Annotated in this window: 23 protein-coding genes; 9 read left to right on the top strand and 14 right to left on the bottom strand. The window is 67.9% G+C overall.

Annotation, left to right across the window (positions count from 1 at the left end; genetic code table 11):
- Positions 1-90: 90 nt before the first annotated feature.
- Positions 91-3,285: an efflux RND transporter permease subunit gene (locus B5Y19_RS19045; protein WP_055729350.1), complete on the bottom strand. Its 3,195-nt coding sequence runs from the start codon at positions 3,283-3,285 to the stop codon at positions 91-93.
- Positions 3,286-3,406: 121 nt separating this feature from the next.
- Positions 3,407-4,561, bottom strand: a complete 1,155-nt coding sequence (locus B5Y19_RS19040; RefSeq protein WP_055729349.1) for an efflux RND transporter periplasmic adaptor subunit — start codon at positions 4,559-4,561, stop codon at positions 3,407-3,409.
- A 277-nt stretch (positions 4,562-4,838) separates the two neighbouring features.
- On the opposite strand from B5Y19_RS19040, the gene gatB reads away from it, so the two are divergent.
- The 4 genes from gatB to B5Y19_RS19020 all read left to right on the top strand — a co-directional run bounded on the left by gatB (position 4,839) and on the right by B5Y19_RS19020 (position 8,292).
- Positions 4,839-6,320, top strand: a complete 1,482-nt coding sequence (gene gatB / locus B5Y19_RS19035) for an Asp-tRNA(Asn)/Glu-tRNA(Gln) amidotransferase subunit GatB (RefSeq protein ID WP_055729348.1) — start codon at positions 4,839-4,841, stop codon at positions 6,318-6,320.
- Between the two features lie 116 nt (positions 6,321-6,436).
- Positions 6,437-6,943, top strand: a complete 507-nt coding sequence (locus tag B5Y19_RS19030; protein WP_055729347.1) for a GNAT family N-acetyltransferase — start codon at positions 6,437-6,439, stop codon at positions 6,941-6,943.
- A gap of 62 nt (positions 6,944-7,005) precedes the next feature.
- On the top strand, positions 7,006-7,464 hold the full coding sequence (locus tag B5Y19_RS19025; protein WP_055729346.1) for a GNAT family N-acetyltransferase: 459 nt from the start codon (positions 7,006-7,008) through the stop codon (positions 7,462-7,464).
- Between the two features lie 120 nt (positions 7,465-7,584).
- Positions 7,585-8,292, top strand: a complete 708-nt coding sequence (locus tag B5Y19_RS19020) for a glutathione S-transferase N-terminal domain-containing protein (protein WP_055729345.1) — start codon at positions 7,585-7,587, stop codon at positions 8,290-8,292.
- 212 nt (positions 8,293-8,504) lie between these two features.
- Here B5Y19_RS19020 and B5Y19_RS19015 read toward each other — a convergent pair whose 3' ends face one another.
- Entirely contained in the window at positions 8,505-8,888 is a 384-nt protein-coding gene (locus B5Y19_RS19015) for a DUF2147 domain-containing protein (RefSeq protein ID WP_055729344.1), read from the bottom strand.
- A 204-nt stretch (positions 8,889-9,092) separates the two neighbouring features.
- Positions 9,093-9,227 (bottom strand): hypothetical protein, encoded by a 135-nt coding sequence (locus tag B5Y19_RS26620; protein ID WP_280174388.1) that lies wholly within the window; start codon positions 9,225-9,227, stop codon positions 9,093-9,095.
- A 166-nt stretch (positions 9,228-9,393) separates the two neighbouring features.
- Between B5Y19_RS26620 and ndk the strand changes: the two genes are divergently transcribed.
- The gene (gene ndk / locus B5Y19_RS19010; RefSeq protein ID WP_055729343.1) at positions 9,394-9,816 is read left to right on the top strand and encodes a nucleoside-diphosphate kinase; all 423 of its coding nucleotides are present in this window, start codon (positions 9,394-9,396) and stop codon (positions 9,814-9,816) included.
- A gap of 161 nt (positions 9,817-9,977) precedes the next feature.
- On the opposite strand, the gene gatA is transcribed toward ndk, so the two are convergent.
- The 3 genes from gatA to B5Y19_RS18995 form a co-directional block, all read right to left on the bottom strand.
- Positions 9,978-11,492: an Asp-tRNA(Asn)/Glu-tRNA(Gln) amidotransferase subunit GatA gene (gatA, locus tag B5Y19_RS19005; RefSeq protein ID WP_055729342.1), complete on the bottom strand. Its 1,515-nt coding sequence runs from the start codon at positions 11,490-11,492 to the stop codon at positions 9,978-9,980.
- Positions 11,493-11,632: 140 nt separating this feature from the next.
- On the bottom strand, positions 11,633-11,920 hold the full coding sequence (gene gatC, locus B5Y19_RS19000) for an Asp-tRNA(Asn)/Glu-tRNA(Gln) amidotransferase subunit GatC (protein WP_055729341.1): 288 nt from the start codon (positions 11,918-11,920) through the stop codon (positions 11,633-11,635).
- Between the two features lie 169 nt (positions 11,921-12,089).
- Positions 12,090-12,788 carry a metal-dependent hydrolase gene (locus B5Y19_RS18995; RefSeq protein WP_079591925.1) on the bottom strand — a complete coding sequence of 233 codons (699 nt, stop codon included), beginning with the start codon at positions 12,786-12,788 and terminating at the stop codon, positions 12,090-12,092.
- Positions 12,789-12,910: 122 nt separating this feature from the next.
- Here B5Y19_RS18995 and ade point away from each other — a divergent pair, with 122 nt between their 5' ends.
- Positions 12,911-14,626, top strand: coding sequence for an adenine deaminase (gene ade, locus B5Y19_RS18990; RefSeq protein ID WP_055729339.1), 1,716 nt, complete (start codon positions 12,911-12,913; stop codon positions 14,624-14,626).
- A gap of 112 nt (positions 14,627-14,738) precedes the next feature.
- Here the strand turns inward: ade and B5Y19_RS18985 are convergent, their stop codons facing one another.
- Together B5Y19_RS18985 and B5Y19_RS18980 are read right to left on the bottom strand one after the other, a co-directional pair.
- A complete protein-coding gene (locus tag B5Y19_RS18985) occupies positions 14,739-15,671 on the bottom strand; it encodes a hydroxyacid dehydrogenase (protein ID WP_055729338.1) in 933 nt (310 codons plus the stop codon).
- On the bottom strand, positions 15,668-16,435 hold the full coding sequence (locus B5Y19_RS18980) for a GNAT family N-acetyltransferase (RefSeq protein ID WP_055729337.1): 768 nt from the start codon (positions 16,433-16,435) through the stop codon (positions 15,668-15,670). The genes B5Y19_RS18985 and B5Y19_RS18980 overlap by 4 nt, the downstream gene beginning before the upstream one ends.
- On the opposite strand from B5Y19_RS18980, the gene ruvX reads away from it, so the two are divergent.
- Positions 16,434-16,937, top strand: coding sequence for a Holliday junction resolvase RuvX (ruvX, locus tag B5Y19_RS18975; protein ID WP_055729336.1), 504 nt, complete (start codon positions 16,434-16,436; stop codon positions 16,935-16,937). The two genes, B5Y19_RS18980 and ruvX, sit on opposite strands and share 2 nt — an antisense overlap.
- 79 nt (positions 16,938-17,016) lie before the next feature.
- On the opposite strand, the gene B5Y19_RS18970 is transcribed toward ruvX, so the two are convergent.
- Together B5Y19_RS18970 and B5Y19_RS18965 are read right to left on the bottom strand one after the other, a co-directional pair.
- Positions 17,017-17,403 carry a hypothetical protein gene (locus B5Y19_RS18970; protein ID WP_055729335.1) on the bottom strand — a complete coding sequence of 129 codons (387 nt, stop codon included), beginning with the start codon at positions 17,401-17,403 and terminating at the stop codon, positions 17,017-17,019.
- A gap of 118 nt (positions 17,404-17,521) precedes the next feature.
- The gene (locus B5Y19_RS18965; protein WP_055729334.1) at positions 17,522-17,893 is read right to left on the bottom strand and encodes a hypothetical protein; all 372 of its coding nucleotides are present in this window, start codon (positions 17,891-17,893) and stop codon (positions 17,522-17,524) included.
- Positions 17,894-18,127: 234 nt separating this feature from the next.
- Here B5Y19_RS18965 and B5Y19_RS18960 point away from each other — a divergent pair, with 234 nt between their 5' ends.
- Both B5Y19_RS18960 and B5Y19_RS18955 read left to right on the top strand, forming a co-directional pair.
- Positions 18,128-19,042 (top strand): AEC family transporter, encoded by a 915-nt coding sequence (locus B5Y19_RS18960; RefSeq protein ID WP_055729333.1) that lies wholly within the window; start codon positions 18,128-18,130, stop codon positions 19,040-19,042.
- A 97-nt stretch (positions 19,043-19,139) separates the two neighbouring features.
- Entirely contained in the window at positions 19,140-19,385 is a 246-nt protein-coding gene (locus B5Y19_RS18955; protein WP_055729332.1) for a hypothetical protein, read from the top strand.
- Between the two features lie 16 nt (positions 19,386-19,401).
- Here the strand turns inward: B5Y19_RS18955 and dprA are convergent, their stop codons facing one another.
- The 3 genes from dprA to pyrC all read right to left on the bottom strand — a co-directional run bounded on the left by dprA (position 19,402) and on the right by pyrC (position 22,827).
- Positions 19,402-20,619, bottom strand: coding sequence for a DNA-processing protein DprA (dprA, locus tag B5Y19_RS18950; RefSeq protein ID WP_055729364.1), 1,218 nt, complete (start codon positions 20,617-20,619; stop codon positions 19,402-19,404).
- A 16-nt stretch (positions 20,620-20,635) separates the two neighbouring features.
- Positions 20,636-21,259 (bottom strand): glycerol-3-phosphate 1-O-acyltransferase PlsY, encoded by a 624-nt coding sequence (gene plsY, locus B5Y19_RS18945; RefSeq protein WP_055729331.1) that lies wholly within the window; start codon positions 21,257-21,259, stop codon positions 20,636-20,638.
- 266 nt (positions 21,260-21,525) lie between these two features.
- On the bottom strand, positions 21,526-22,827 hold the full coding sequence (pyrC, locus tag B5Y19_RS18940; protein ID WP_055729330.1) for a dihydroorotase: 1,302 nt from the start codon (positions 22,825-22,827) through the stop codon (positions 21,526-21,528).
- Positions 22,828-22,833 lie beyond the last annotated feature (6 nt).

Raw genomic sequence — 22,833 nt, 5'->3', positions numbered from 1 at the left:
AGCCCCCCCGAGCCGGCCGGCTCGGGGGGCTTTTTTGTTGTCTGGAGGACTCTCGCCGAGCCGCGCCTCTCCCGGAGGAGGACCGGGGCGTCAGTGCGCCCCGGTCGGCTGCTGTGCGGAGGGCGCCTTGCGCCGGGTCCCGCGCAGATCCGCCAGCCAGCGCACCATCACGTAGAACACCGGCGTGAAGATCAGGCCGAAGACGGTCACGCCCAGCATGCCGGAGAAGACCGCGATGCCCATGGCCTGGCGCATCTCGGCGCCGGCGCCGACCGAGACCGTCAGCGGCAGCACGCCGAGGATGAAGGCCATCGAGGTCATCAGGATCGGCCGCAGCCGGGTGCGGGCCGCGGCGATGGCGGCATCGCGACGGTTCATGCCCTCCTCCTCGGCCTGCTTGGCGAACTCGACGATCAGGATCGCGTTCTTGGCCGCGAGGCCGACGAGCACGACGAGGCCGATATCGACGAGGATGTTCCGGTCGAGATTGGCGTAGTTCACGCCGAACATCGCCGCCAGGATACACATCGGCACGATCAGGATGACCGAGAGCGGCAAGAGCCAGCTCTCATAGAGCGCCGCCAGCAGCAGGAAGACGAAGACCACGGCCAGGCCGAAGGCGATGATCGCCGTATTGCCCGCCAGCTTCTCCTGCAGCGCGATCTCGGTCCATTCGAAGCCGAAGCCGGGCGGCAGACGCTCCTGCGCAATCTTCTCGACCGCCGCGATGCCCTGGCCGGTGGAATAGCCGTGAGCCATCGAGAGCTGCACCTCAGCCGCCGGGTAGAGGTTGTAGCGCGGCACGCGATAGGCGCCGGTCGTGTCCTGGAAGGACGCGACCGAGCCGATCGGCACCATCTCGCCATCCGCGTTGCGGGTCTTGAGATTGGCGACGTCGCGCGTCGTCAGGCGGAACGGGTTGTCGGCCTGCGCCGTGACGCGGAAGGTGCGGCCCAGCAGGTTGAAGTCGTTGACATAGGCCGAGCCCATATAGACCGACAGCGTCTCGAAGATGCGGGTGACCGGCACGCCGAGCATCTCCGCCTTGGTGCGGTCGATATCGGCGTAGATCTGCGGCGTCTTGGTCGAGAACAGCGTGAAGGGCTGCACGATGAAGGGCAGCTGACCGGCCGAGCCGGCGACCGTCCAGGCCGCGCCCTCGAGCGCCACCAGGCCGCGGCCGGCGCGATCCTGGACATAGCCCTTGAGGCCGCCGCCATTGCCGATGCCGGAGATCGCGGGCGGCTCGATCACCAGCGTGAAGGCCTCCGAAATCGCGAACATCTGCTGGCGCAGGTCGTTGAAGATGCCCTGCGTCGTCAGGCCCTCCTTCTCGCGCTCCTTGAACGGCGAGAGCGTGACGAAGGCGACACCGGCATTCGGCGCGATGGTGAAGGTCGCACCATCGAGGCCGGCGAAGGCGACGGTGTGCGCGACGCCAGGGCGCGACTGCAGGATCTCATTCGCCTTGCGCAGCGCCGCGTCGGTACGCTCCAGCGAGGCGCCGGGCGGCAGCTGCATCGCGACGATGAAGTAGCCGCGGTCGAGCTGCGGCACGAGGCCGGTCGGAGTCTGGGCGAGCCGCTGTGCGGTGAGCGCGATCAGGCCCGCATAGACGATGAGCAGGATCACCGCGAGCCGGATCAGCCGCGAGGTCACGCGCCCATAGGTCCGCGACAACCAGTCGAAGCCGGCGTTGAAGTAGTGGAAGAACCAGCGGACCGGCGCGCCGAGCTTGTAGAAGAAGCCGTGCTGCTCATGCGCGTCGTGCTGCTTGTGCGGCTTCAGCAGGATCGCCGACATCGCCGGCGAGAGCGTCAGCGAGACAAAGCAGGAGATCGCCGTCGAGGCCGCGATCGTGACCGCGAACTGCTGGTAGAACGTGCCCTGCAGGCCGCTGATGAAGGCGGTCGGGATGAACACGGCGCAGAGCACCAACGCGATCGCGAGCAGCGCGCCGCCGACCTCGTCCATGGTCTTGTGCGCGGCATCCGCCGGCGACATCCCCTGGGCGAGATAGCGCTCGACGTTCTCGACCACCACGATCGCGTCATCGACGACGATGCCGATCGCCAGCACCAGCGCGAGCAGCGAGATCGTGTTGAAGGAGATGCCGACGCCGCTCATGATCAGGAAGGTGCCGACCAGCGAGACCGGGATCGCCACGATCGGGATCAGCGCCGCGCGCCAGGTCTGCAGGAACAGGATGACCACGATGACGACGAGGACGATGGCCTCGAGCAGCGTGTCGACCACGGCCTTGACCGATTCCGCGATGAACTCGGTCGGGTTGTAGATGATGCGGTGTTCGAGACCAGGCGGGAAGCTCTTTGCCATGGTGTTCATGGTCGCGATCAGCGCGTCCGAGGTCGCGAGCGCGTTGGAGCCGGGCCGCTGGAAGACGCCGATGGCGACGGTGTTCTTGTTATCGAGATAGGCGTTGGTGGTGTAGTCCTGCGAGCCGAGCTCGACGCGCGCGACGTCGCGCACGCGGATCGTGCCGCCATCGGCGTCGGAACGCACGACGATGTTCTCGAACTCCGAGACGTCGGTCAGGCGCCCGAGCGTGTTCACCGAGAGCTGGAAGGCTTCGTTCGACTTCGCCGGCGGCTGGTTCAGCGCGCCCGCGGCGACCTGCACGTTCGCCGCCCTGAGCGCGGCGACGACGTCGGTCGCGGTCAGGTTGCGCGCTGCGACCTTGGCCGGATCGAGCCAGATCCGCATCGAGAAGTCGCGCGCGCCGAAGACCTGGACGTCACCGACGCCGTCGACGCGGGTCAGCACGTCCTTCACGTAGAGCGAGGCGTAGTTGGAGATGTACTGGGGATCGCGCGACCCGTCCGGCGAGATCATGTTGATGACCATCAGGAAGTCCGGCGAGGCCTTGCGCACCTGCAGGCCGAGCTGGCGCACCTCCTGCGGCAGGCGCGGTTCGGCCTGCGAGACGCGGTTCTGCACCAGCACCTGGGCCTGGTCGATGTCGACGCCGGCCTTGAAGACGACGTTGATCGTCACCACGCCGTCGCCCGTCGACTGCGAGGTGATGTAGAGCATGTCGTCGACGCCGTTGACCTCCTGCTCGATCGGCGTCGCCACGGTGGCGGCGACCGTTTCGGCCGAGGCGCCGGGATAGGTGGCGCGGATCGACACCGTCGGCGGCGCGATCTCGGGATATTCGGCGATCGGCAGCGTGCGCAGCGCGATCGCGCCGGCGATCGTCAGCAGCACCGAGAGCACGGTGGCGAAGATCGGCCGATCGATGAAGAAATGGGTGAAGCGGAACATGGAAACGTCCTGTCCGGAATAAGGCGGGCGGACGCCCGCTGGCGCCCGTGTTTCGGTGCCGGGCCAGGCATGGCCCGAGAAGCGGGCACCGGCTTTCGGGGAAAGCCGGTGCGGAAGGCGCTCAGTTCGTCGTGGCGACCTTGATCTCGCCCGGCTGCGGCGAGACCGCGACGCCCGGGCGAACCATCGGATTGGCGCTGCCGCCGACGATGACCTTGTCCTCCGGCGACAGGCCGGACCGGATCACGCGCAGGCCCTCGCTGAGCGGGCCGAGCACGACCGGCTTCGGCACCACCTTGTTCTCCGGCCCGACCGTCAGCACGATCTTGTGGGCCTGGTCGGAGGCGATGACGGTGTCCGGCACCAGCAGCGCATCGGCCTCGCCGGCGAAGAAGCGCAGGCGGCCGAAGACGCCGGGCGTGAGGAACTGGTCCTTGTTCTCGAACACGGCGCGGCCGCGGATGGTGGCCGAGCGCGCATTCAGGGCGTTGTCGACGAAGTTGACCCGGCCGCGGCGGCCCCATTTGGGCTCATCGGCGAGCCGCACCTCGACTGGGGTCCCGGTATCCTTGCCCGTGCCTTCGCGCAGGCTGGACATGCGGGAATAGCGCAGGAAGTCCGCCTCCGAGACGTCGAAGGTGAAGTAGATCGGCGCGATCGCGACGATGGTGGTCAGCAGGGTCGCGCCCGACTGCCCCCCTGCGACCAGGTTGCCGGGGTCGATGCGGCGGTTCGAGATGCGGCCGGAGAGCGGCGCCCGCACCTCCGTCCATTCGAGGTTGAGCTCGGCGTTCCTCAGATTGGCCTCGGCGCCCTGGAGCGCTCCGACCGCGCTGTTCAGGTTGGCCCGGCGCTGGTCGACGTCGCGCGCCGTGATCGTGCGATTCTGGGTCAGCCCCTCAGCGCGCTCAACCTCGTTCTGCGCCAGCTCGACCTGTGCCTTGGCGCGGACGACCTCGGCGCGCGCGACCTCGACAGCCAGTTTGTAAGGCCGCTGATCGATGGTAAAGAGCAGGTCGCCCTTCTGGACGAGCGAGCCGTCGCTGAAGTGCACGCTGTCGATGAAGCCGGAGACGCGGGCGCGAACGTCGACCTGTTCGCTTGCCTCGAAGCGGCCGGTGTACTCGTCCCAGTTGGTGATGCGCTTGGCGAGCGGCGCGGCGACCTGGACCGGGGGAGCGGGCGGAGCCCCCTGCGCAAGGACATCGACGCTGGAAAGGGCGGTCGAAGCTGCGGCGATGGTGAGCACCAGACCGATGAAACGGCGGCGTGACATGGTGAAACTCCAGGTAGCGAGCCGACGCGACCGCGGGCGGTCTTCGGCCTTTGGCGCAAAAAGGGGTGAGGACTGACGAATGTCAAGATCCATCACTCGTCAAAAATCGCGATCCGGCGCGGAATATGACATATTCCCGTCATCTGGTTGCAGGAGCGCAACGGCATCGCACAATAATGCCGCCTGTCCCCCTGGACCTGCCGGCGCAACGGGCGCTTGCCGCACGCTCGCCGACATCGTAACGCGTAGGCCAACATCCCCAGCCGGAAGACCCTAAATGAACGCGCATGCCCGCCCCTCCGACCCGAAGAAGCTGATCAAGGGCGCGACCGGCGACTGGGAAGTGGTGATCGGCATGGAGATCCATGCCCAGGTCACCTCCAACGCCAAGCTGTTCTCCGGCGCCTCGACCGGTTTCGGAGCCGAGCCGAACGAACATGTCAGCCTCGTCGACGCGGCGATGCCCGGCATGCTGCCGGTGATCAACGCCGAATGCGTCCGCCAGGCGGTGCGCACGGGCCTGGGCCTCAGCGCGCAGATCAACAAGCGTTCGGTCTTCGACCGCAAGAACTACTTCTACCCCGATCTGCCCCAGGGTTACCAGATCAGTCAGTACAAGAGCCCGATCGTCGGCGAAGGCGAGATCGTGGTCGATCTGTCGCCGACCGAGCAGATCACGGTCGGCATCGAGCGGCTGCATCTCGAGCAGGACGCCGGCAAGTCGATCCATGACCAGCACCCGACGATGAGCTTCGTCGACCTGAACCGCTCGGGCGTGGCGCTGATGGAGATCGTCTCCAAGCCGGACCTGCGCTCGGCCGAGGAGGCGAAGGCCTATGTCTCCAAGCTGCGCACCATCCTGCGCTATCTCGGCACCTGCGACGGCGACATGGAGAAGGGCAACCTGCGCGCCGACGTGAACGTCTCGGTGCGCAAGCCCGGCGATCCCTTCGGCACGCGCTGCGAGATCAAGAACGTCAACTCGATCCGCTTCATCGGCCAGGCGGTCGAGGCCGAGGCGCGCCGCCAGATCGGCATCATCGAGGATGGCGGCACCATCGACCAGGAGACCCGCCTCTACGATCCCGGCAAGGGCGAGACGCGCTCGATGCGCTCCAAGGAGGAGGCGCACGACTATCGCTACTTCCCCGATCCGGACCTGCTGCCGCTCGAATTCGACGACGCCTTCGTCGAGAGCCTGAAGGGCGCCCTGCCCGAGCTACCGGACGCCAAGAAGGCCCGCTTCATCGCCGAATACGGGCTCTCGCCCTACGACGCCTCCGTCCTCGTCGCCGAACGCGACCAGGCGGATTACTTCGAGGCCGTAGCCAAGGGCCGCGACGGCAAGGCCGCGGCCAACTGGGTGATCAACGAGCTGTTCGGCCGCCTCAACAAGGAAGGCAAGGACATCGCGGCCTCGCCGGTCTCGGCGGCCCAGCTCGGCGGCCTCGTCGACCTGATCGGCGAGAACGTGATCTCCGGCAAGATCGCCAAGGACCTGTTCGAGATCCTCTGGACGGAAGGCGGCGACCCGCGCCAGATCGTCGAGGCCCGCGGCATGAAGCAGGTCACCGACACCGGCGCCATCGAGAAGGCGGTCGACGAGATCATCGCGGCCAATCCCGACAAGGTCGAGCAGGTCAAGGCCAAGCCGACCATGCTGGGCTGGTTCGTCGGCCAGGCGATGAAGGCCTCGGGCGGCAAGGCCAACCCGCAGGCGCTCAACGAGATCCTGAAGAGGAAGCTGGGGATCGAGTGATCGACCATGTCGTCATCCTGGACGCAGCCCTCCGGTCCGATCTCCGATCGGCCCAAGGATAGGTTTTGCGGAGATCCGGGATGACGGCGTCGTTTCATCGGTCCGAGGGATAGGCGATGACCCCGGCAGGTCTCGTCATCCGCGACGCCGAGGCCGCCGACGTGCCGGCCGTGCGGGCGCTGCTGGTCGAGACCTGGCACGCCACCTATGACGGCATCTATGGCTGGCGTCGCGTCGCCGAGATGACCAATGCCTGGCATTCGCCCGAGAGCCTGCACAGCCAGCTCGGCCGGGAGGAAGGCGTCTTCCTCGTCGCCCTGATCGACGAGGAGATCGTCGCCACGGCCTCGGCCCGGCAGGAACGCGACGGCGCGGCGATGCTGACGCGGCTTTACGTCCTGCCGGCCTGGCAGGGCGTCGGCATCGGCCGAACCCTGCTGCAGATCGCCCTCGCCTGCTTCCCGAAGGCGCCCGTGGCGCGCCTCGAGGTCGAGAGCCAGAACGAGCCCGCGATCGCCTTCTACGAGCGCATGGGCTTCTTCCTGCAGCGACAGGTGCGGTTCGACGGCCGCGACGACACGCCGAACACGCTGCTCATGGCCAAGCGCCTGTTCGCCGAGTAAAGGCCGACACGGCCGAAGGGAGCATGATGAAGCGAGAGCCGATAGAGACGGGGGACACCCTCATGCGCGAGGCCGTGGCGGAGGACGTTGCGCGCATCGCAGCGCTGATCCTCCACGGCGCACCGACCCAGACACGCACGCCGGAGGAGATCGCGGCCGAAGCGCAGCACCCGGCCTATCGCGACGCCTTCGCGCGCATCCGCGCCGGGAACCACACCAGCCTGTTCGTCGCCGAGCGCGACGGCTCGGTCGTCGGCACCTATCAGATCTCGTTGCTGCCGGGCCTTGCCGAGCGCGGGCGCGTCCGCGCGAAGATCGAGAGCGTCCATGTCGCGCCCGAATGCCGGGGCCGCGGCATCGGTGCGATCATGATGCGCCACGCGCTCGCCTTCGCCGCCGCCAAGGGGGTGGGCCTCGTCGAGCTGACCTCGAACAAGGCCCGACCGGACGCCCATCGCTTCTACACCAGGCTCGGCTTCAGCCAGAGCCATGAGGGCTTCAAGAAGGCGCTTTCGCCCTGAGCGCGCCGCGCCGCCACGGCATGGCGCGGTCGCGCTGAAGGCGGGCTTGCCCCCCTTCCGGCCCTTCGGTGCGTTCCCTACGTTTCGCGCCGAGGCCCAATGCCAGGAAGGAATCGACAGATGCCGCAAGCGCCCGCCAAGCCGATCGACCTCTATTACTGGCCGACGCCGAACGGCTGGAAGATCACCATCATGCTCGAGGAATGCGGGCTGCCCTATACCATCGTGCCGGTGAACATCGGCAAGGGCGACCAGTTCAAGCCGGAATTCCTCGCCATCTCGCCGAACAACCGCATGCCCGCGATCATCGATCCGGACGGGCCGGACGGCCAGCCGATCTCCGTCTTCGAATCGGGCGCCATCCTGCAATATCTCGGCCGCAAGACCGGCAAGTTCTATCCCGCCGACGAGCGCGGCCGTGTCGCCGTGGACGAATGGCTGTTCTGGCAGATGGGCGGCTTCGGGCCGATGCTCGGCCAGACCCATCATTTCCGCATCTACGCGCCCGAGAAGGTGCCCTATGCCATCGAGCGCTACACCAACGAGGCCAATCGCCTCTACGGCGTACTGAACAGGCGCCTCGAGGGTCGCGACTACATCTGCGGCGAGTATTCGATCGCCGATATGGCCTGCATCGGCTGGGCCCGCGGCTGGGAGCGGCAGGGCCAGGACATCCGCCAGTTCCCGAACGTCGCGCGCTGGCTGGAGACGATGCAGGCACGCCCGGCCGTACAGCGCGGGCTGAAGGTCGCCGAGGAGCTGCGCAACCCCGCTGGCATCAGCACGCCCGAGGAGAAGGCGGTTCTCTTCGGCCAGAAGGCGCGCTGAGGGGCCCTCCCCGCCCCGTCGTCGCGGGCGCCCCGCCTTGGCGGGGCCAGTGCGGGATGCTCTCCGCCGAACGCGTCATGGTCGGCCTTGTCCCGACCATCCACGCCTGCGGCGGTCGAAGGCTGCGTTCGAGACGTGGATGCTCGCCACAAGGGCGAGCATGACGGGAAGCGTCGCTTCTCGTGGCTGCAACAAGGCTCGCGGTCCGCGGCTCAGTCCATCCGAGTCCATTTGACCGAGCGACAGATCAGCCCGCCCATGACGCAACCGGCCGTCGTCAGCGTGCCGCCCGAAAGCGTCATCGTGCCGGCATAGGTTTTGCCGTCCTCCGGATTGAAGGCGCTGCCGCTCCACGTGTTCGCGCCGTTCGGCTTCATGTCGTAGAAGATCCGCTGGCCTACCTTGGCCGGCCCGCTCTGCTCTTTGAGCCAGGAGATCGTGCCGCAGAGCGCTTCGCCGCATTTGCTGAAGCGCACCCGCGAGGCGCCCGTGTCCCGCTGCCAGACGCCGGTGACCTCCTGCGCCGTCGCGGCCCCGATGCCAGCGAGCATGCCCAGAGCCGCCAGAGCCACACGCTTCGATCCGTGCTCCCTCATCACCCGGTCCTCCCTGTCCGACCAGCTATGCCTGCATGGTTCATATATGAACTATATCGACATTCCGGCGCGGCTCAAGCCGGAAGACCGGTCGCTGGCGAAGCCATGTCGTGGCGACGAAGGCGCCCGCTGCCAGGGCGCAGCTGACCGTGGCGGCACGGGTTTCCCGTGTCGCGACGCGCCTCGCACGTCGAGGAGCGTGGTTCAGAAGGACGCGATGCCGCCCGAGGGCGGGGGCAGGTTGCCACGACGGTCCTTGGTGATCGATCCGGTCGTCACATCCAGCAACCGGCAAAGCATCGTGAGATAACTCAGGAACACCATCGCGACAGCGCGCATGGACCGCCTCCCTCATCTCGAGCGCCGCGACCATAGCATGAAAACGCTGAGCCGGCTCGTCCGTTCGAAGCGGAAGCGGGCTCGCGGCGAGCCTTGTGGGGGGCGAAGGCCGCGGTTATAAGCGCGCCGGATTTCCCTTATCCATACCCCTTCCAAGGATCTTTCGATGGCTGTCCAGCGTACCTTCTCCATTCTCAAGCCCGACGCGACGAAGCGCAATCTCACCGGCGCGGTCAACGCGGTCATCGAGAAGGCCGGCCTGCGCATCGTCGCGCAGAAGCGCATCCAGATGACCAAGGCCCAGGCCGAGACCTTCTACGCCGTCCACTCGGCCCGTCCGTTCTTCGGCGAGCTCGTCGAGTTCATGACCTCCGGCCCGGTGGTCGTGCAGGTGCTCGAGGGCGAGGACGCCATCGCCAAGTATCGCGACGTGATGGGCGCCACCAACCCGGCGAACGCCGCCGAGGGCACCATCCGCAAGCTCTTCGCCCTGTCGGTCGGCGAGAACACGGTGCACGGTTCGGACGCGCCGGAGACCGCCGCCATCGAGATCGCCCAGTTCTTCTCGGGCAACGAGATCGTCGGCTGATCCCAGCCGCGTGAAAAAAGGGGCGGTCCGCTTAGCGGACCGCCCCTTTTTATTGGATAGCACCTGCCGGGAGCGGGTCGCGGCCGGACCGATTCCAGCTCATGGCGACGCCGCGATCGGGCGCCGGACCATGCCGGCGCGGCGAGCGCGCCGACGCGCCCTCAGCCCCACCACTTCTCCGTCACCGGGAAGCGGCCCGCCGCCTGCTCGATGACCTGGCCGAGCGAGAACAGCGTCTCCTCGTCGAAGGGGCGGCCGATCAGCTGCAGGCCGAGCGGCAGGCCCTGGCTGTCCAGACCGGCCGGAACGGCGATGCCCGGCAGGCCGGCCATGTTCACCGTCACCGTGAAGATGTCGTTCAGATACATCTCGACCGGGTCGGCCGAGCCCTTCTCGCCGATGCCGAAGGCCGCGGACGGCGTCGCAGGCGTCAGCACCGCGTCGATGCCCTGCGCATAGACCGTCTCGAAATCGCGCTTGATCAGCGTGCGGACCTTCTGGGCGCGCAGGTAATAGGCGTCGTAATAGCCGGCCGAGAGCACATAGGTGCCGATCATCACGCGGCGCTTGACCTCGGCGCCGAAGCCGGCGGCGCGGGTCTTCTCGTACATCTCGACGATGTCCTTGCCCTGCTCGCGCAGGCCGTAGCGAACGCCGTCATAGCGGGCGAGGTTGGACGAGGCTTCCGCCGGAGCGACGATGTAATAGGCCGGCAGGGCGTATTTGGTGTGCGGCAGCGAGATCTCGACGATCTCGGCGCCGGCCGCCTTGAGCCAGGCGATGCCCTGCTGCCAGAGCGCGTCGATCTCGGGGTTCAGCCCGTCGAGCCGGTATTCCCGGGGAATGCCGATCTTCATGCCCTTCACGGAGCGGCCGACGGCAGCCTCGTAATCCGGCACGGCCATGTCGACCGAGGTGGTGTCCTTGGGATCGTGGCCGGCCATGGAGCGCAGCATCACCGCCGCGTCACGCACGGTCTTGGCGATCGGCCCGGCCTGGTCGAGCGAGGAGGCGAAGGCCACCGTGCCCCAGCGCGAGCAGCGGCCATAGGTCGGCTTGATGCCGACCGTGCCGGTGAAGGCGGCCGGCTGGCGGATCGAGCCGCCGGTATCGGTCGCAGTCGCGGCAAGGCAGAGATCGGCGGCGACGGCGGAAGCCGAACCGCCGGAAGAGCCGCCCGGCACCAGATGATTGCCCTCGACGGCGCCGCCCTGCCCTGCACCCACGTTGGAGCCCTTCCGGCGCCACGGGTTCACGACATTGCCGAAAGCCGAGGTCTCGTTCGACGAGCCCATCGCGAATTCGTCGTTGTTGAGCTTGCCGAGCATCACCGCGCCGTCGCGCCAGAGCTGGCTCGTCACGGTCGATTCATAGGCCGGCACGAAATTGCCGAGGATCTTCGAGCAGGCGGTGGTGCGCACGCCTTCGGTGGCGAAGAGGTCCTTGATGCCGAGCGGCAGGCCTTCGAGCGGACGCCCCTCGCCCTTGGCCAGCTTCTCGTCGGAAGCGGCCGCCTGCTTCAGGGCATGCTCGGGCGTTTCCAGCACATAGGCGTTGAGGGCGCGCGCCTTCTCGACGGCGGCGATATGGGCCTTCGTCAGCTCCGTGGCGGAGAAGGTCTTGGCCTTGAGGCCGTCGCGGGCCTCGGTCAGCGTCAGGCGGGTGAGATCGGTCACGGTCGATATCCGAATGGAATTTGGGCCGGCGGTACCGTCATTGCGAGAAGCGCAGCGACGAAGCAATCCAGGAGCGTAGCGCTCGACGTCCCCCTGGATTGCTTCGCTTCGCTCGCAATGACGGGGAACGATGACGCACGCTACTCGATGACTTTGGGCACCATGAAGTAATCGTCCTCGGAAGCCGGGGCGTTGGCGACGATCTTGTCCGCGATCTCGCCGTCCGTGACGACGTCCTCGCGCTGCTTGATCGCCATCGGCGTCACCGAGGTCATCGGCTCGACGCCCTCGACATTCACCTCGTCGAGCTGCTCGACGAAGCCGAGGATCGCATTGAGCTCGCCTTGCAGCTTGGGCAGATCGGCCTCCGGCACGGCGATGCGCGCGAGATGCGCGACGCGTTTGACGGTGGCGAGATCGACCGACATGGCGGACTCCTGAGAAAATGGCGGCGCAGCGGCGCCAATCGTTGTCAGGGCTATAAGCGGAGGAGCAAGCGCCCGCAACAGAAGCCCGTAATTTACCAGACCAGGGCGCGAGGAACCCCTTTCCTGCAAGGAGAGGGTTCCCGCGGTCTTGCCTGAAGTGCCAGAGCCCTCAGATCGCGAAAGGCTCGCCCTTCTTCGGCACCACGACCTCGATGCCGCTGCCCTTCAGCCCGGCGACGAAGCGGTCGGCATTCTGGTCGATGATCGGGAAGGTGCCGTAATGGCTCGGAATCGCCACCTTCGGCTTGACGAAGCGGGTCATGGCGAGCGCCGCGATCTTGCCGCCCATGGTGAAGCGGTCGCCGATCGGGCAGATGCAGGCCTCGACGCCATGGATCTCGCTGAGCAGGGCCATGTCGGAGAAGATGTCGGTGTCGCCCATATGCCAGAGCGTCTTCTCGCCCCTGGCCTTGATGATCGCGCCATTGGCGCTGCCGACGGGGACGTTGACGCCGCCCTCGCCCATGCCGGCCGAATGGTCGGCGCGTGTGAGCGTGACGCTGAAGGGGCCGAGATCGACCGTGCCGCCGGTGTTCATCGGCTGGAAGCTTTTCAGCCCCTGCGCCGCGAGGTGCATGGCGAGGTCGTAATTGGTGATCACGGTCGCGCCGGTCTTCTCGGCGATGTCGAGCGTGTCGCCGACATGGTCGCCATGGCCATGGGTCACGACGATATGGCTGATGCCCTTGCTGACCGCCGCGACATCGCCCTCGAAGGCCGGGTTCCCGGTGAAGAACGGGTCGATCAGGATGGCGGCACCGTCGATGTCGACGCGGAAGGCGGAATGGCCGTACCAGGTGAGTTTCATGCGAAGGCTCCGGGCTTTCGAAATGCCGGCTCCTATCTAGGCCGATCCGAGGCGCCGACCAAGTCGACAATGCATGCGGAGAGAGGCAGGTTGGCGCCATGTCGAACCACCGGAACCATCCAATGACCGACGCTGCCAAGGTCTCCAGTCAAGAACTCGCCCGCCGGATCGCCCAGGGGCATGGCGACGAGCCGGCCGATCTCGTGATCAAGGGGGCAAGGCTCCTCGACCTCGTCACCGGCGCGCTGGTGGAGAGCGATATCGCGATCTGCGGCGACACCATCGTCGGGACCTATGGCAACTACGAAGGCAAGCGGGTCATCGACGCGAAGGGCCTCATCGCCGTGCCCGGCTTCATCGACACGCATCTGCACATCGAATCCTCGCTGGTGACGCCGCTCGAATTCGAGCGCTGCGTGCTGCCGCACGGTGTCACCACCGCGATCTGCGACCCGCACGAGATCGCCAATGTGCTGGGCAGCGAGGGCATCCGCTATTTCCTCGCCTGCGCCGAGGCGATGCGGATGGATCTGCGCGTCAACCTGTCGAGCTGCGTGCCCGCGACGCATCTTGAGACGGCGGGGGCCGCGCTGGAAGCCGGCGACCTGACGCCGATGATGAATCATCCCAAGGTGATCGGACTCGCCGAATTCATGAATTTTCCGGGCGTGATCCACCGAGACCCGGCCTGCCTCGCCAAGCTCGAGGCCTTCTCGCACCGCCATATCGACGGGCACGCACCGCTGGTGCGCGGCATGGACCTCAACGCTTATCTCGCCGCCGGCATCCGCACCGACCATGAGACGACCACCGCCGACGAAGCCCGCGAAAAGCTCGCCAAGGGCATGGCGATCCTGATCCGCGAGGGCTCGGTCTCGAAGGACCTGCATGCGCTGGTCCCGCTGATCTCGCGCGACGCCTCGCCCTTCCTGGCCTTCTGCACCGATGACCGCAACCCGCTCGACATCGCCGAGGAAGGCCATCTCGACTACATGATCCGCACCGCCATCGCGAACGGCGCGGATGTGCTCGCGACCTACCGCGTCGCCTCGCTCTCGGCGGCGCGGAATTTCGGCCTGTTCGACCGCGGCTTCATCGGCCCTGGCAAACGCGCCGACATCGTGCTGGTCGAGGACCTTGCCGCCTGTTCGGTGAAGCAGGTCGTCGCAGGGGGCCGACTGGTCGAGGAAGCGCTGTTCGCGGACCGGGCGAGCATTGCGCCGGTCGGGCTCGGCAGCGTCAAGAACCGTAGGCTGGCGCCCGACGATTTCCATGCGACGGCCCGCGACGGCGAGACGCCGGTGATCGGCGTCGTGCCGGGGCGGATCATCACCGAGCGGCTGTCGATGCCCCTGCCCTCGCGCGATGGCGAGGCCCTGCCCGATCTCGCGCAGGACGCGATCAAGGTCACCGTCATCGAGCGGCATGGCAGGAATGGCGGCATCGCCACCGGCTTCGTCCATGGCTTCGGCATGAAGCGGGGCGCCATCGCCTCCTCGGTCGGCCATGACAGCCACAATCTCTGCGTGGTCGGCGTGGACGATGCCTCGATGGCGGCGGCAGCGAACCGGCTGATCGAGACCGGCGGCGGCTTCGCCGTGGCCGATGGCGGCAAGGTGACGGCTGAGCTGGCGCTGCCGGTCGCGGGGCTGATGAGCGAGCAGCCCTTCGAGGCGGTGCGGCACGATCTCGAAAAGCTGCGCGCCGCGGCGAAGGCGCTGGGCGTCGTGCTGGCGGAACCTTTCCTGCAGGTCGCCTTCCTGACGCTGCCGGTGATCCCGCATCTCAAGATCACCGACAAGGGGCTGGTCGATGTCGATCGGTTCGATTTCGTGTGACATCGCCGTCATGCTCGGGCTTGCCCCGAGCATCTCGGAAACCAGCGCCTTCTCGTCCTGAGATTCGCCGATCGAAGCTGCGCTTCGCCCGAGAATGACGCTCGCGCGATCGCTAGATCCGCTCCTCCAGCGCCGCCATGACCTTCTCGGCGACGAGGCCCGAGACGCGGGCGTTCGACTCCACCGTGTTGCCGGCGATATGCGGGGTCAGGATCAGGTTGGGCGCGCCAGTGAACACCTTGGCCGCGTCCTTGCCCAGCGGCTCCTGCTCGTAGACGTCGATCGCGGCGCCGCCGAGCTTGCCGGCCTTGAGCGCCGCGACCAGCGCCGCATCGTCGGCGATGCCGCCGCGCGCGGTATTGATCAGGATGGCGTCCGGCTTCATCCGGGCGAAGGCCCTGGCGTCGATCATGCCGCGGGTTTCCGAGGTCAGCGGCACATGCAGGCTGACGACGTCGGCTTGCGCCAGCAACTCCTCGAGTTCCAGCCGGCGCACGCCGCTCCAGGCCGGGTCATCGGCGGGCAGGCGCGGATGGTAGGCGGCGACTTCCATGCCGATCGCGCGGGCATGGCGGGCGACGTCGCGGGCAATGGCGCCGAAGCCGACGAGGCCCATCAGCTTGCCGGCGACCTCGCGGCCGATCAGCCGCGTCTTGGGGAATTCGCCGGCGAGCATCGCGGCATTGGCGAAATAGGCGCCACGCAGCAGGGTCATCGTCGTGCCGATGACGTATTCGACGACGGAGAGGCTGTTGGCGCCCGTCGCGGGGAAGACGCGGATGCCCCGGGCCGCGCAGGTCTCCATGTCGAGATTGTCGAGGCCGACACCGAGGCGGCCGATCACCTTCAAGGCCTTGGCCGCCTCCAGCACCTTGCCGCGCACCTGCGTCTGGTTGCGGACGATCACCGCGGGGACATCGGCGAAGAGCCGAGCCATTTCGTCCGGGTGGGCATAGAGCTCGGGATCATAGTGGACCGTATAGCGTGCCCTCAGACCGGCGATCGCGGCCTCGTCGATGAACTCGGTGATGACGATGTCGGTCATGGGGCGGTGCTGACGATGAAGCGCAGGCGTGGGTCGGGGCCGTAGAGCGGCGCGACGAAGGTCTCGACCAGGCGTCCGCCATTCTTCTCGATGATGCGGCGCGAAGCGTGGTTGCTCACGTCACAGGTGATGGTGATCTCGGGCAGCCCAGCGTCGCGGGCCACGCCCAGCATCGCCGCAAGCGCCGCGGTGGCGTAGCCATGGCCGGCGAAGGCCGGCAGGACGGTATAGCCGATATGGCCGAGCACATGCTCGGGCAGGGCCAGGATCGGACGGCCCTCGGCATCCTCCTGCCAACGCAGGTTGATCGAGCCGACGAAGGGGCGTTCCGGCCGGTCTTCGGCGAAGATCCAGCGCGTCGGCCCGGGGATGCGATCGACTTCGCGGCCATCGGGCAGGCGGATCCGGCCAGGGCCGCCTCGGATCTCGGCGAGGAAGGCGTCGGGATCGGCGGCGATGGCGGCAAGCTGCTGGGGCGCGACGTTGCGCGTGGTGTTCGGCGACCAGCCGCCGCGCAACGCGGCCTCGTAGGCGCCGAGCAAGGCCTTGTCTGGAACCTGCAGCGAGATGCGCACCGGCACGGCAAAGATCCCCTTCTGGAGCGGCGGCGCCGCTTCGAGCGCGCCGATATAGCCCGATCCCGGCCGATGCGCGATGGCATGGGCGCCGCGGTGCCCGCGAAGCCGGCATTCGCCCGACGCAGGACCGGCGAACCGGAAAGCCGCGCTCGCAACCGGGCCGCGCGCGTGATACCGGCTGGGCATGACCAGCGCGATCGTCCCGCTCGAAACCTTCCTTGACCTGCCGGCCCATGCCCGGCTGCTCGGGCTAGACCTCGGCACCAAGACCATCGGGCTGGCGCTCTCCGACCTCGAGCGGCAGATCGCGACACCGCTCGAGACGATCCAGCGCGTCAAGTTCGGCCTCGACGCCGCCGCCCTGCTCAAGATCGCGGCGAAGCATCAGGTCGCGGGGCTGGTGATCGGCCTGCCGCTCAACATGGACGGGACGGAAGGGCCGCGGGTGCAATCCACCCGCGCCTTCGTGCGCAATCTCGCGCCCCTCACCGACCTGCCGATCGTGTTCTGGGACGAGCGCATGTCGACGCTCGCCGTGACGCGCACATTGCTCGATGCCGACGCCTCCCGCGCCAAGCGCGCCGCCGTGGTCGACAAGATGGCAGCCGCCTACATCCTGCAGGGGGCGCTCGACCGCCTCGGCCGGCTCGCCTTCACCGAAACCGACGAGGACGGCATGAACGACTGAACCCGCCCCGCCAAAGGCGGAGCGGGTTCCGAAAGGTGCCCCCTGAACGGTGGGCCGGGTTCGCCGCGGCTGCCCCGCCTCAGCGAAGCTGCAGGCTGCGCTGAAACTGCTGCTGCTTGAACGCCTTCTTCTGCGCCTCGCGCTCGTTCTTGATCGCGCGCTTGCGCTCGTCGAGATCCATCCCGGCCATCGGATCCGGCGCGCGCCGGCCGTAACCGCCGCGGCGATCATCATAACCGCCGCGGCGGTCATCGTAGCCACGCCGGTCGTCATAGCCGCGCCGGCCCCAGTCCTGGCGGTCATTGCCACGGCGCTCATAGGTGTCGCGGCGCTCATAGCGATCACGGCGGTCATAGCCGCCGTAGCCCGAGCCGCCATAGTATTGAGCGGCAGCCGGCTGGACGGCAGCCCAGCCCGCCAGCGCGAGGCCGAGCCCTGCCACCAGCGAACGCCGAAGCGATTTCATCAGATTGGTTCCCCCATCAGCAAAACGACGCCCTGTCTGGCGCCGAAACTCAAAAGACTTCGTTCACATGCCGGCCCGCGCCGAGGCGCGGGCCCTGCGTGGCGGCCCTGCTACGACCTCAGCGATAATCGCGGAAGTCGTAAGGCCCGTAATAGCCGTAGGGCGCGTAGTAGCGCCGCGGATAGGCATAGACCGGCGCCGGCGGCGGGGCGTAGTAGTCGTCGTAATAGTAGCTCGGCGCCGCGTAAGCGCGGTTATTGGCCACAATCGCCGCACCCAGGATGCCGAGGCCGACGGCTCCGGCAATCGCAGCGCCGCGCGCACCGCGCGAATAGCGATAACGATAGCCGGTATAGTCGACCTGAGCCTTGTCGAGCCGCTTGGCATCGACGCTGACTGGCCCGCCGGCCAGCGCCGGAACGGTGAAGCTGCCGGCCGCGATGCCGGCCGCGGCCAGAAAGACGACGGATTTCTTCCTCAGTGACATCATGACGGCATCTCCTTTCGCGAGATCGCCCCAAACCTTGAAGACAGGATCGGATAATCCGGTTGAATGAGGCCTGAACCAATCGCGGCAGCATTGCGGCAGGGACAGAGCGGCGTTTCGCCAAGGCCCTTGCCGCTGCGGGCGCGGCATGACAGGGACAGGCCGCTTCAGCACTCATTTTATCAACGGGCGTTCCCGCCCGTTGTTCCCCAGGCACCGCCTCTTCCCCCGGCCAGCATGCTCGACAGTCTGATCGCCGTCTTCCTCGTCATCGCGACGGGCTGGCTCCTGAAGGTCCGCAACATCGTGACCCCGGCCCATTGGATCGGGGTCGAGCGCCTGACCTATCAGGTGCTGTTTCCCGCCGTGGTGATCCACACGCTGGCGACGGCGGATCTGCGCAGCGTGCCGGTCGCCGCGATGGGAATGAGCCTCGTCATGGCGATCCTCAGCATTGCCGCCCTGCTGCTGCTGCTGCGCCCGCTGCTCGCCCGCGGCGGCATCGCCGGCCCGGCCTTCACCTCGATCTTCCAGGGTTCGGTGCGCTGGAACACCTTCGTCGCGCTCGCGCTCGCCGCCGGGCTGCAGGGGCGCACCGGCACGACGCTGATGGCGATCGCCGTCGCCTCGATGATCCCCCTGCTCAACGTGACCTGCGTGCTCGTGCTGGCGCGCTTCGCCAACGGCAAGCCGATGAGCGTCGGCACCACCGTCCGCTCGATCCTGTACAATCCCTTCATCTGGTCTTCCGCCGCAGGCTTGCTGCTCAACCAGGCGCAGGGGCTGCTGCCCACGGCCTTCACCAGCTATCTCGATGTGCTCGGGCGGGCCTCGCTCGGCATCGGCCTGCTGGTCGTCGGCTCGGCGCTCGACCTCGATCGGCTGGCGCGGCCGCGGCTCGCCCATTGGGTGGCCGTCGAGCTCAAGCTGGTCGCGATGCCGCTGGCGGCCTGGCTCTATGCCGGCTGGTTCGGCGTCACCGGCCCCGCCCTGACCATGACGGTCATCGCCGGCTCCGTCCCCACCGCGACCGCCGCCTATTTCCTGGCCCGCGACCTCGGCGGCGACGCGCCGCTGATGGCCGAGATCACCACGCTGCAGACGCTGCTCGCGCTGGCGACGCTGCCGGCGGCGGTCTTCCTCCTGACCTGATTCTCTTCCGCTTGAATTCGCTCGCGCTATGCAATTTATAATTGCATCACGTTAAGGAGACACAACCCTAACGACGCCACGAGGGAATCGAACCGCGATGAATCCCGAGAACCGGAACCCGGCCCTTCGCGAGCCCGAACCCGACGCCGGCGCGCCGGACATGCAGCCCGGGCGGGCGGCCTCCACATTGGAGGTCGCCTGCTTCGTCGAGAGCATGACGGCCGAGATGCGGACCATGGCGCGCGAGGCGGAGCTCGGCGCACTCGCCTACTTCCTCGAAATGGCCCGGATGGAGGCCTCCGCCGCGATCGAGCGGCTGGCGCGGAAGGCCGAGCCCCTCTGAGCGCCGGGTCCGTGCTTCACAGGCGGCTGCGCGACAGGGCCCCGCCCGGATGGCGCAGGACCGCCCCTTCCAGTTCCAGCTCGACGAGAACACGGTTCACGTCGCGTGCCGCCCGGCCACTGGCGCGCACAAGATCGTCCAACGCGACCGGTGCGGCCCCCAGCAGGCCGAGCACGAGCCCGGCCAAATCCGTCCCCTCCGGCCGAGGTCCAGCCGCCGGTGCGTCATCCTCCGGCCCGCCTTCGTCGTCACGGGCGAAGCCCGCAGCAGCCGGCGCCAGTCCCGGCAGGTCCCATTCATCCCATAGCGCCTCGCCGGCCGCATCGCACGGCTGCTCGCGCAACAGGCGCATCTGCACCGGCTGCCCGGGTTCGCGCTCGCGCAAGGGCGCCAGCGCCTCGACGACATGGGCTGCCGCGGCGCAGAGAATCGCCCCTTCCCGGATCAGGTGATTGCCGCCCTCGGCGCGGGGGTCGAGCGGCGATCCCGGTACGGCGAAGACCTGGCGGCCCTGCTCATTGGCGAAGCGCGCCGTGATCAGGGAGCCGGAACGGCGCGCCGCCTCGACCACCACCGTGCCGAGCGAGAGACCGGAGACGAGGCGGTTGCGGCGCGGGAAGTCGCGAGCCCGCGCGACCCAGCCGAGCGGCATCTCGCTGACGACCGCGCCGTGCTCGGCGATGCGGCGCGCCAGCGGCAGATTCTGCGGCGGATAGACCTGGTCGAGCCCGCCGGCGAGCACGGCGACCGTGCCGGTCTCCAGGCTGGCCTCATGCGCCGCGGTGTCGATGCCGCGCGCCAGCCCCGAGACGACGACGAAACCGGCTTCTCCGAGCTCCCGCGCGAGACGCGCCGTCAGCTTCATGCCGGCGGCCGAGGCGTTGCGCGAGCCGACCAGCGCAACGCAGGACCGGCGCAGGACCTCCGCCTGCCCCAGGACGGCAATGAGCGGCGGGGCCGAATCGATCGCCTGCAGCGGCAGCGGATAATCGGGCTCGCCAAGCGCGAGAAGACGGCCACCTATGCGCTGCAACTGCTCCATCTCCCGCTCGGCCTCGGAGGCCGTACAGACGCGGAGGCTGCGCCCGGCGCGGCGTGCGAGATCCGGCAGCGCCTCCAGCGCCGCGGCGGTCCCGCCGAAGCGGTTCGTCAGCGAGCGGAAACTCAGCGGGCCGATGCTCTCGCTGCGGATCAGCCTCAACCAATCGAGACGCTGGCGATCGGAGAGGACGATCCCAGCCATCCCGGTATCAGCCCTTCTGGCCGATCTTGCCTTCACTCCCCTGGAGGAGCCGGACGATATTGGTCCGGTGCATGATCCAGAGCAGCACCGTCAGGATGCCCATGACGACGGCCGCCTTCGGCATGCCGGCCCAGAACCAGAGCAAGAGCGGCGTCAACAGACTGGCGACCAGTGCCGACAGCGAGGAATAGCGCGAGAGATAGGCGATGCTCAGCCAGATCGCGGCGAAGATCAACGCGATCGAACCCTTCACCCCGATGAGCACGCCGAGAAAGGTCGCGACGCCCTTGCCGCCCTTGAAACGCAGCCAGACCGGGAAGAGATGCCCGAGGAAGGCGCCGATGCCTGCGACCAGCGCCGCTTCCGCCCCACCGGGCAGGCGCGCGCCGACGAGGACCGCAGCCGTGCCCTTCAGCATGTCGCCGACGAGCGTGGCGGCGGCGAGCTTCTTGTTGCCCGTGCGCAGGACGTTGGTGGCGCCGATATTGCCCGAGCCGATGCTGCGCAGATCGGGCCCGCCTGCGAGCTTGGTCAGGATGATGCCGAAGGGAATCGAGCCGAAGAGATAGCCGACGACGAGAGCGACCAGCGCGGCGGAGCCGGAAAGGCTCCAGTTCAACGTCTCAGCCATTCAGCCCCCTCGCCCCCTCGGCGGTCAGCACAATAGAATTTGTATCCGTGAATAGAAAGCGCGCCGTCAGCCCGGACAAGCCTCCTTGGCACCCAGACGCCGCTGAAAGCCACTCGCAGAGCCCGCGAGCCCTCGTCCTGAGGAGCCGCGTGAGCGGCGTCTCGAAGGATGCTCCAGATGTCCGCAGAGCCTGGAGCATCCTTCGAGACGCCATTTCTGACGAAATGGCTCCTCAGGATGAGGGCTGGTGTTTCCCAATGGGCCGGTCAGCCCGGCTCGACCTCGTAGACGACACGGCCGCCGACGAAGGTCGTCTGAACGATGCCTTCCAGACGCGCCTCGTCGAAGGGGGAGTTCTTGGCGCGGGACTTCAGCTTGCGCTTGTCGACGACATAGGGCGCCTCGGGATCGAGCAGGATGAGATCGGCCGGCGCGCCGATGCCGAGCTGGCCACAGCCGAGGCCGAGCAACCCGGCCGGACGCGCCGACAAGGCGGCGAGAAGCTGCGGCAGGCCGATCTGGCCGGCCTGCACCAGGCGCAGCGAGGCCGAGAGCATGGTCTCGATGCCGAGCGCGCCGTCGGCCGCCTCGGCGAAGGGCTGGCGCTTGGTCTCGACGTCCTGCGGGTCATGGTCCGAGACCACGACGTCGATCACGCCCTCGGCGAGGGCTGCGACCAGCGCGAGGCGATCATCCTCATGGCGCAGCGGCGGCGAGACCTTGCAGAAGGTCCGGTACTCGCCGACGTCGTTCTCGTTGAGGGTCAGGTTGTTGATCGAGACGCCGCAGGTGATGCGCAGGCCGTCCTGCTTCGCCCGGCGGACGAGCTCGACCGATTCCGCGCAGGAGATCATGGCGGCGTGGTAGCGCGCGCCGGTGGCGCGGGCGAGGCGGATGTCACGCTCCAGCATCACCGTTTCGGCCTCGAGCGGGATGCCGGGCAGGCCCTTGCGGCTGGCGAACTCGCCCTCGTTCATCACGCCGGAGCCACGCAGCTCCGGGTCCTCGACATGGTTCATGATCAGCGCGTCGAAGTTGCGGGCATAGATCATCGCCCGGCGCATGACCTGCGGATTGCGCAGGGCCCTCGCGCCGTCGCAGAAGGCGACCGCGCCGGCCTCCAGCAGCAGGCCGAATTCGGTGATCTCCTTGCCGTGCAGCCCCTTGGTCAGCGCGGCGCAGGGCAGCACGTTGACGATCGCCTTGTCGCGGGCGCGGCGCTTGAGGAAGTCGATGATCGCGGGATCGTCGATCGGCGGGTCGGTGTCCGGCCGGCAGACCACGGTGGTCACACCGCCGGCGGCCGCGGCATGCGAGCCGGTGCCGAGCGTCTCGCGGAACTCCGCGCCAGGCTCGCCGAGGAAGGCCCGCAGGTCGACGAGGCCAGGCGTCAGCACCAGCCCCTTCGCGTCGATGCGGCGCGCATTCTCGCCGGTCGCGGGCGCCGCGCCCCGTTCGACGGCGGCGATGGCGCCGTCGCGCAGCAGGACGGAGCCCCTGCCCTCGCGCCCGGTCGCTGGATCGACCAAGCGCGCGTTGACGATCGCGATATCCTGCGTCTCAGCCATGTCCGG

It is taken from the genome of Allobosea thiooxidans, assembly GCF_900168195.1.
Classification (GTDB): Bacteria; Pseudomonadota; Alphaproteobacteria; order Rhizobiales; family Beijerinckiaceae; genus Allobosea; species Allobosea thiooxidans.
Note: the sequence above shows the minus strand (reverse complement) of the source record. Positions and strands in the feature narration are given on the sequence as shown.

Excerpts from the sequence above, each read along its gene's own strand:
- B5Y19_RS19025 (WP_055729346.1), top strand. The coding sequence starts at position 7,006 with ATGCGCGAGGCCGTGGCGGAGGACGTTGCGCGCATCGCAGCGCTGATC.
- gatC (WP_055729341.1), bottom strand. The coding sequence starts at position 11,920 with ATGTCGGTCGATCTCGCCACCGTCAAACGCGTCGCGCATCTCGCGCGC.
- gatB (WP_055729348.1), top strand. The coding sequence starts at position 4,839 with ATGAACGCGCATGCCCGCCCCTCCGACCCGAAGAAGCTGATCAAGGGC.
- pyrC (WP_055729330.1), bottom strand. The coding sequence starts at position 22,827 with ATGGCTGAGACGCAGGATATCGCGATCGTCAACGCGCGCTTGGTCGAT.
- B5Y19_RS18965 (WP_055729334.1), bottom strand. The coding sequence starts at position 17,893 with ATGATGTCACTGAGGAAGAAATCCGTCGTCTTTCTGGCCGCGGCCGGC.
- B5Y19_RS19020 (WP_055729345.1), top strand. The coding sequence starts at position 7,585 with ATGCCGCAAGCGCCCGCCAAGCCGATCGACCTCTATTACTGGCCGACG.
- B5Y19_RS19040 (WP_055729349.1), bottom strand. The coding sequence starts at position 4,561 with ATGTCACGCCGCCGTTTCATCGGTCTGGTGCTCACCATCGCCGCAGCT.
- B5Y19_RS18970 (WP_055729335.1), bottom strand. The coding sequence starts at position 17,403 with ATGAAATCGCTTCGGCGTTCGCTGGTGGCAGGGCTCGGCCTCGCGCTG.
- B5Y19_RS19045 (WP_055729350.1), bottom strand. The coding sequence starts at position 3,285 with ATGTTCCGCTTCACCCATTTCTTCATCGATCGGCCGATCTTCGCCACC.
- B5Y19_RS18985 (WP_055729338.1), bottom strand. The coding sequence starts at position 15,671 with ATGACCGACATCGTCATCACCGAGTTCATCGACGAGGCCGCGATCGCC.
- ruvX (WP_055729336.1), top strand. The coding sequence starts at position 16,434 with ATGACCAGCGCGATCGTCCCGCTCGAAACCTTCCTTGACCTGCCGGCC.
- B5Y19_RS19030 (WP_055729347.1), top strand. The coding sequence starts at position 6,437 with ATGACCCCGGCAGGTCTCGTCATCCGCGACGCCGAGGCCGCCGACGTG.
- B5Y19_RS26620 (WP_280174388.1), bottom strand. The coding sequence starts at position 9,227 with ATGCGCGCTGTCGCGATGGTGTTCCTGAGTTATCTCACGATGCTTTGC.
- B5Y19_RS18955 (WP_055729332.1), top strand. The coding sequence starts at position 19,140 with ATGAATCCCGAGAACCGGAACCCGGCCCTTCGCGAGCCCGAACCCGAC.
- B5Y19_RS19015 (WP_055729344.1), bottom strand. The coding sequence starts at position 8,888 with ATGAGGGAGCACGGATCGAAGCGTGTGGCTCTGGCGGCTCTGGGCATG.
- plsY (WP_055729331.1), bottom strand. The coding sequence starts at position 21,259 with ATGGCTGAGACGTTGAACTGGAGCCTTTCCGGCTCCGCCGCGCTGGTC.
- ndk (WP_055729343.1), top strand. The coding sequence starts at position 9,394 with ATGGCTGTCCAGCGTACCTTCTCCATTCTCAAGCCCGACGCGACGAAG.
- B5Y19_RS18995 (WP_079591925.1), bottom strand. The coding sequence starts at position 12,788 with ATGAAACTCACCTGGTACGGCCATTCCGCCTTCCGCGTCGACATCGAC.
- B5Y19_RS18980 (WP_055729337.1), bottom strand. The coding sequence starts at position 16,435 with ATGCCCAGCCGGTATCACGCGCGCGGCCCGGTTGCGAGCGCGGCTTTC.
- ade (WP_055729339.1), top strand. The coding sequence starts at position 12,911 with ATGACCGACGCTGCCAAGGTCTCCAGTCAAGAACTCGCCCGCCGGATC.
- B5Y19_RS18960 (WP_055729333.1), top strand. The coding sequence starts at position 18,128 with ATGCTCGACAGTCTGATCGCCGTCTTCCTCGTCATCGCGACGGGCTGG.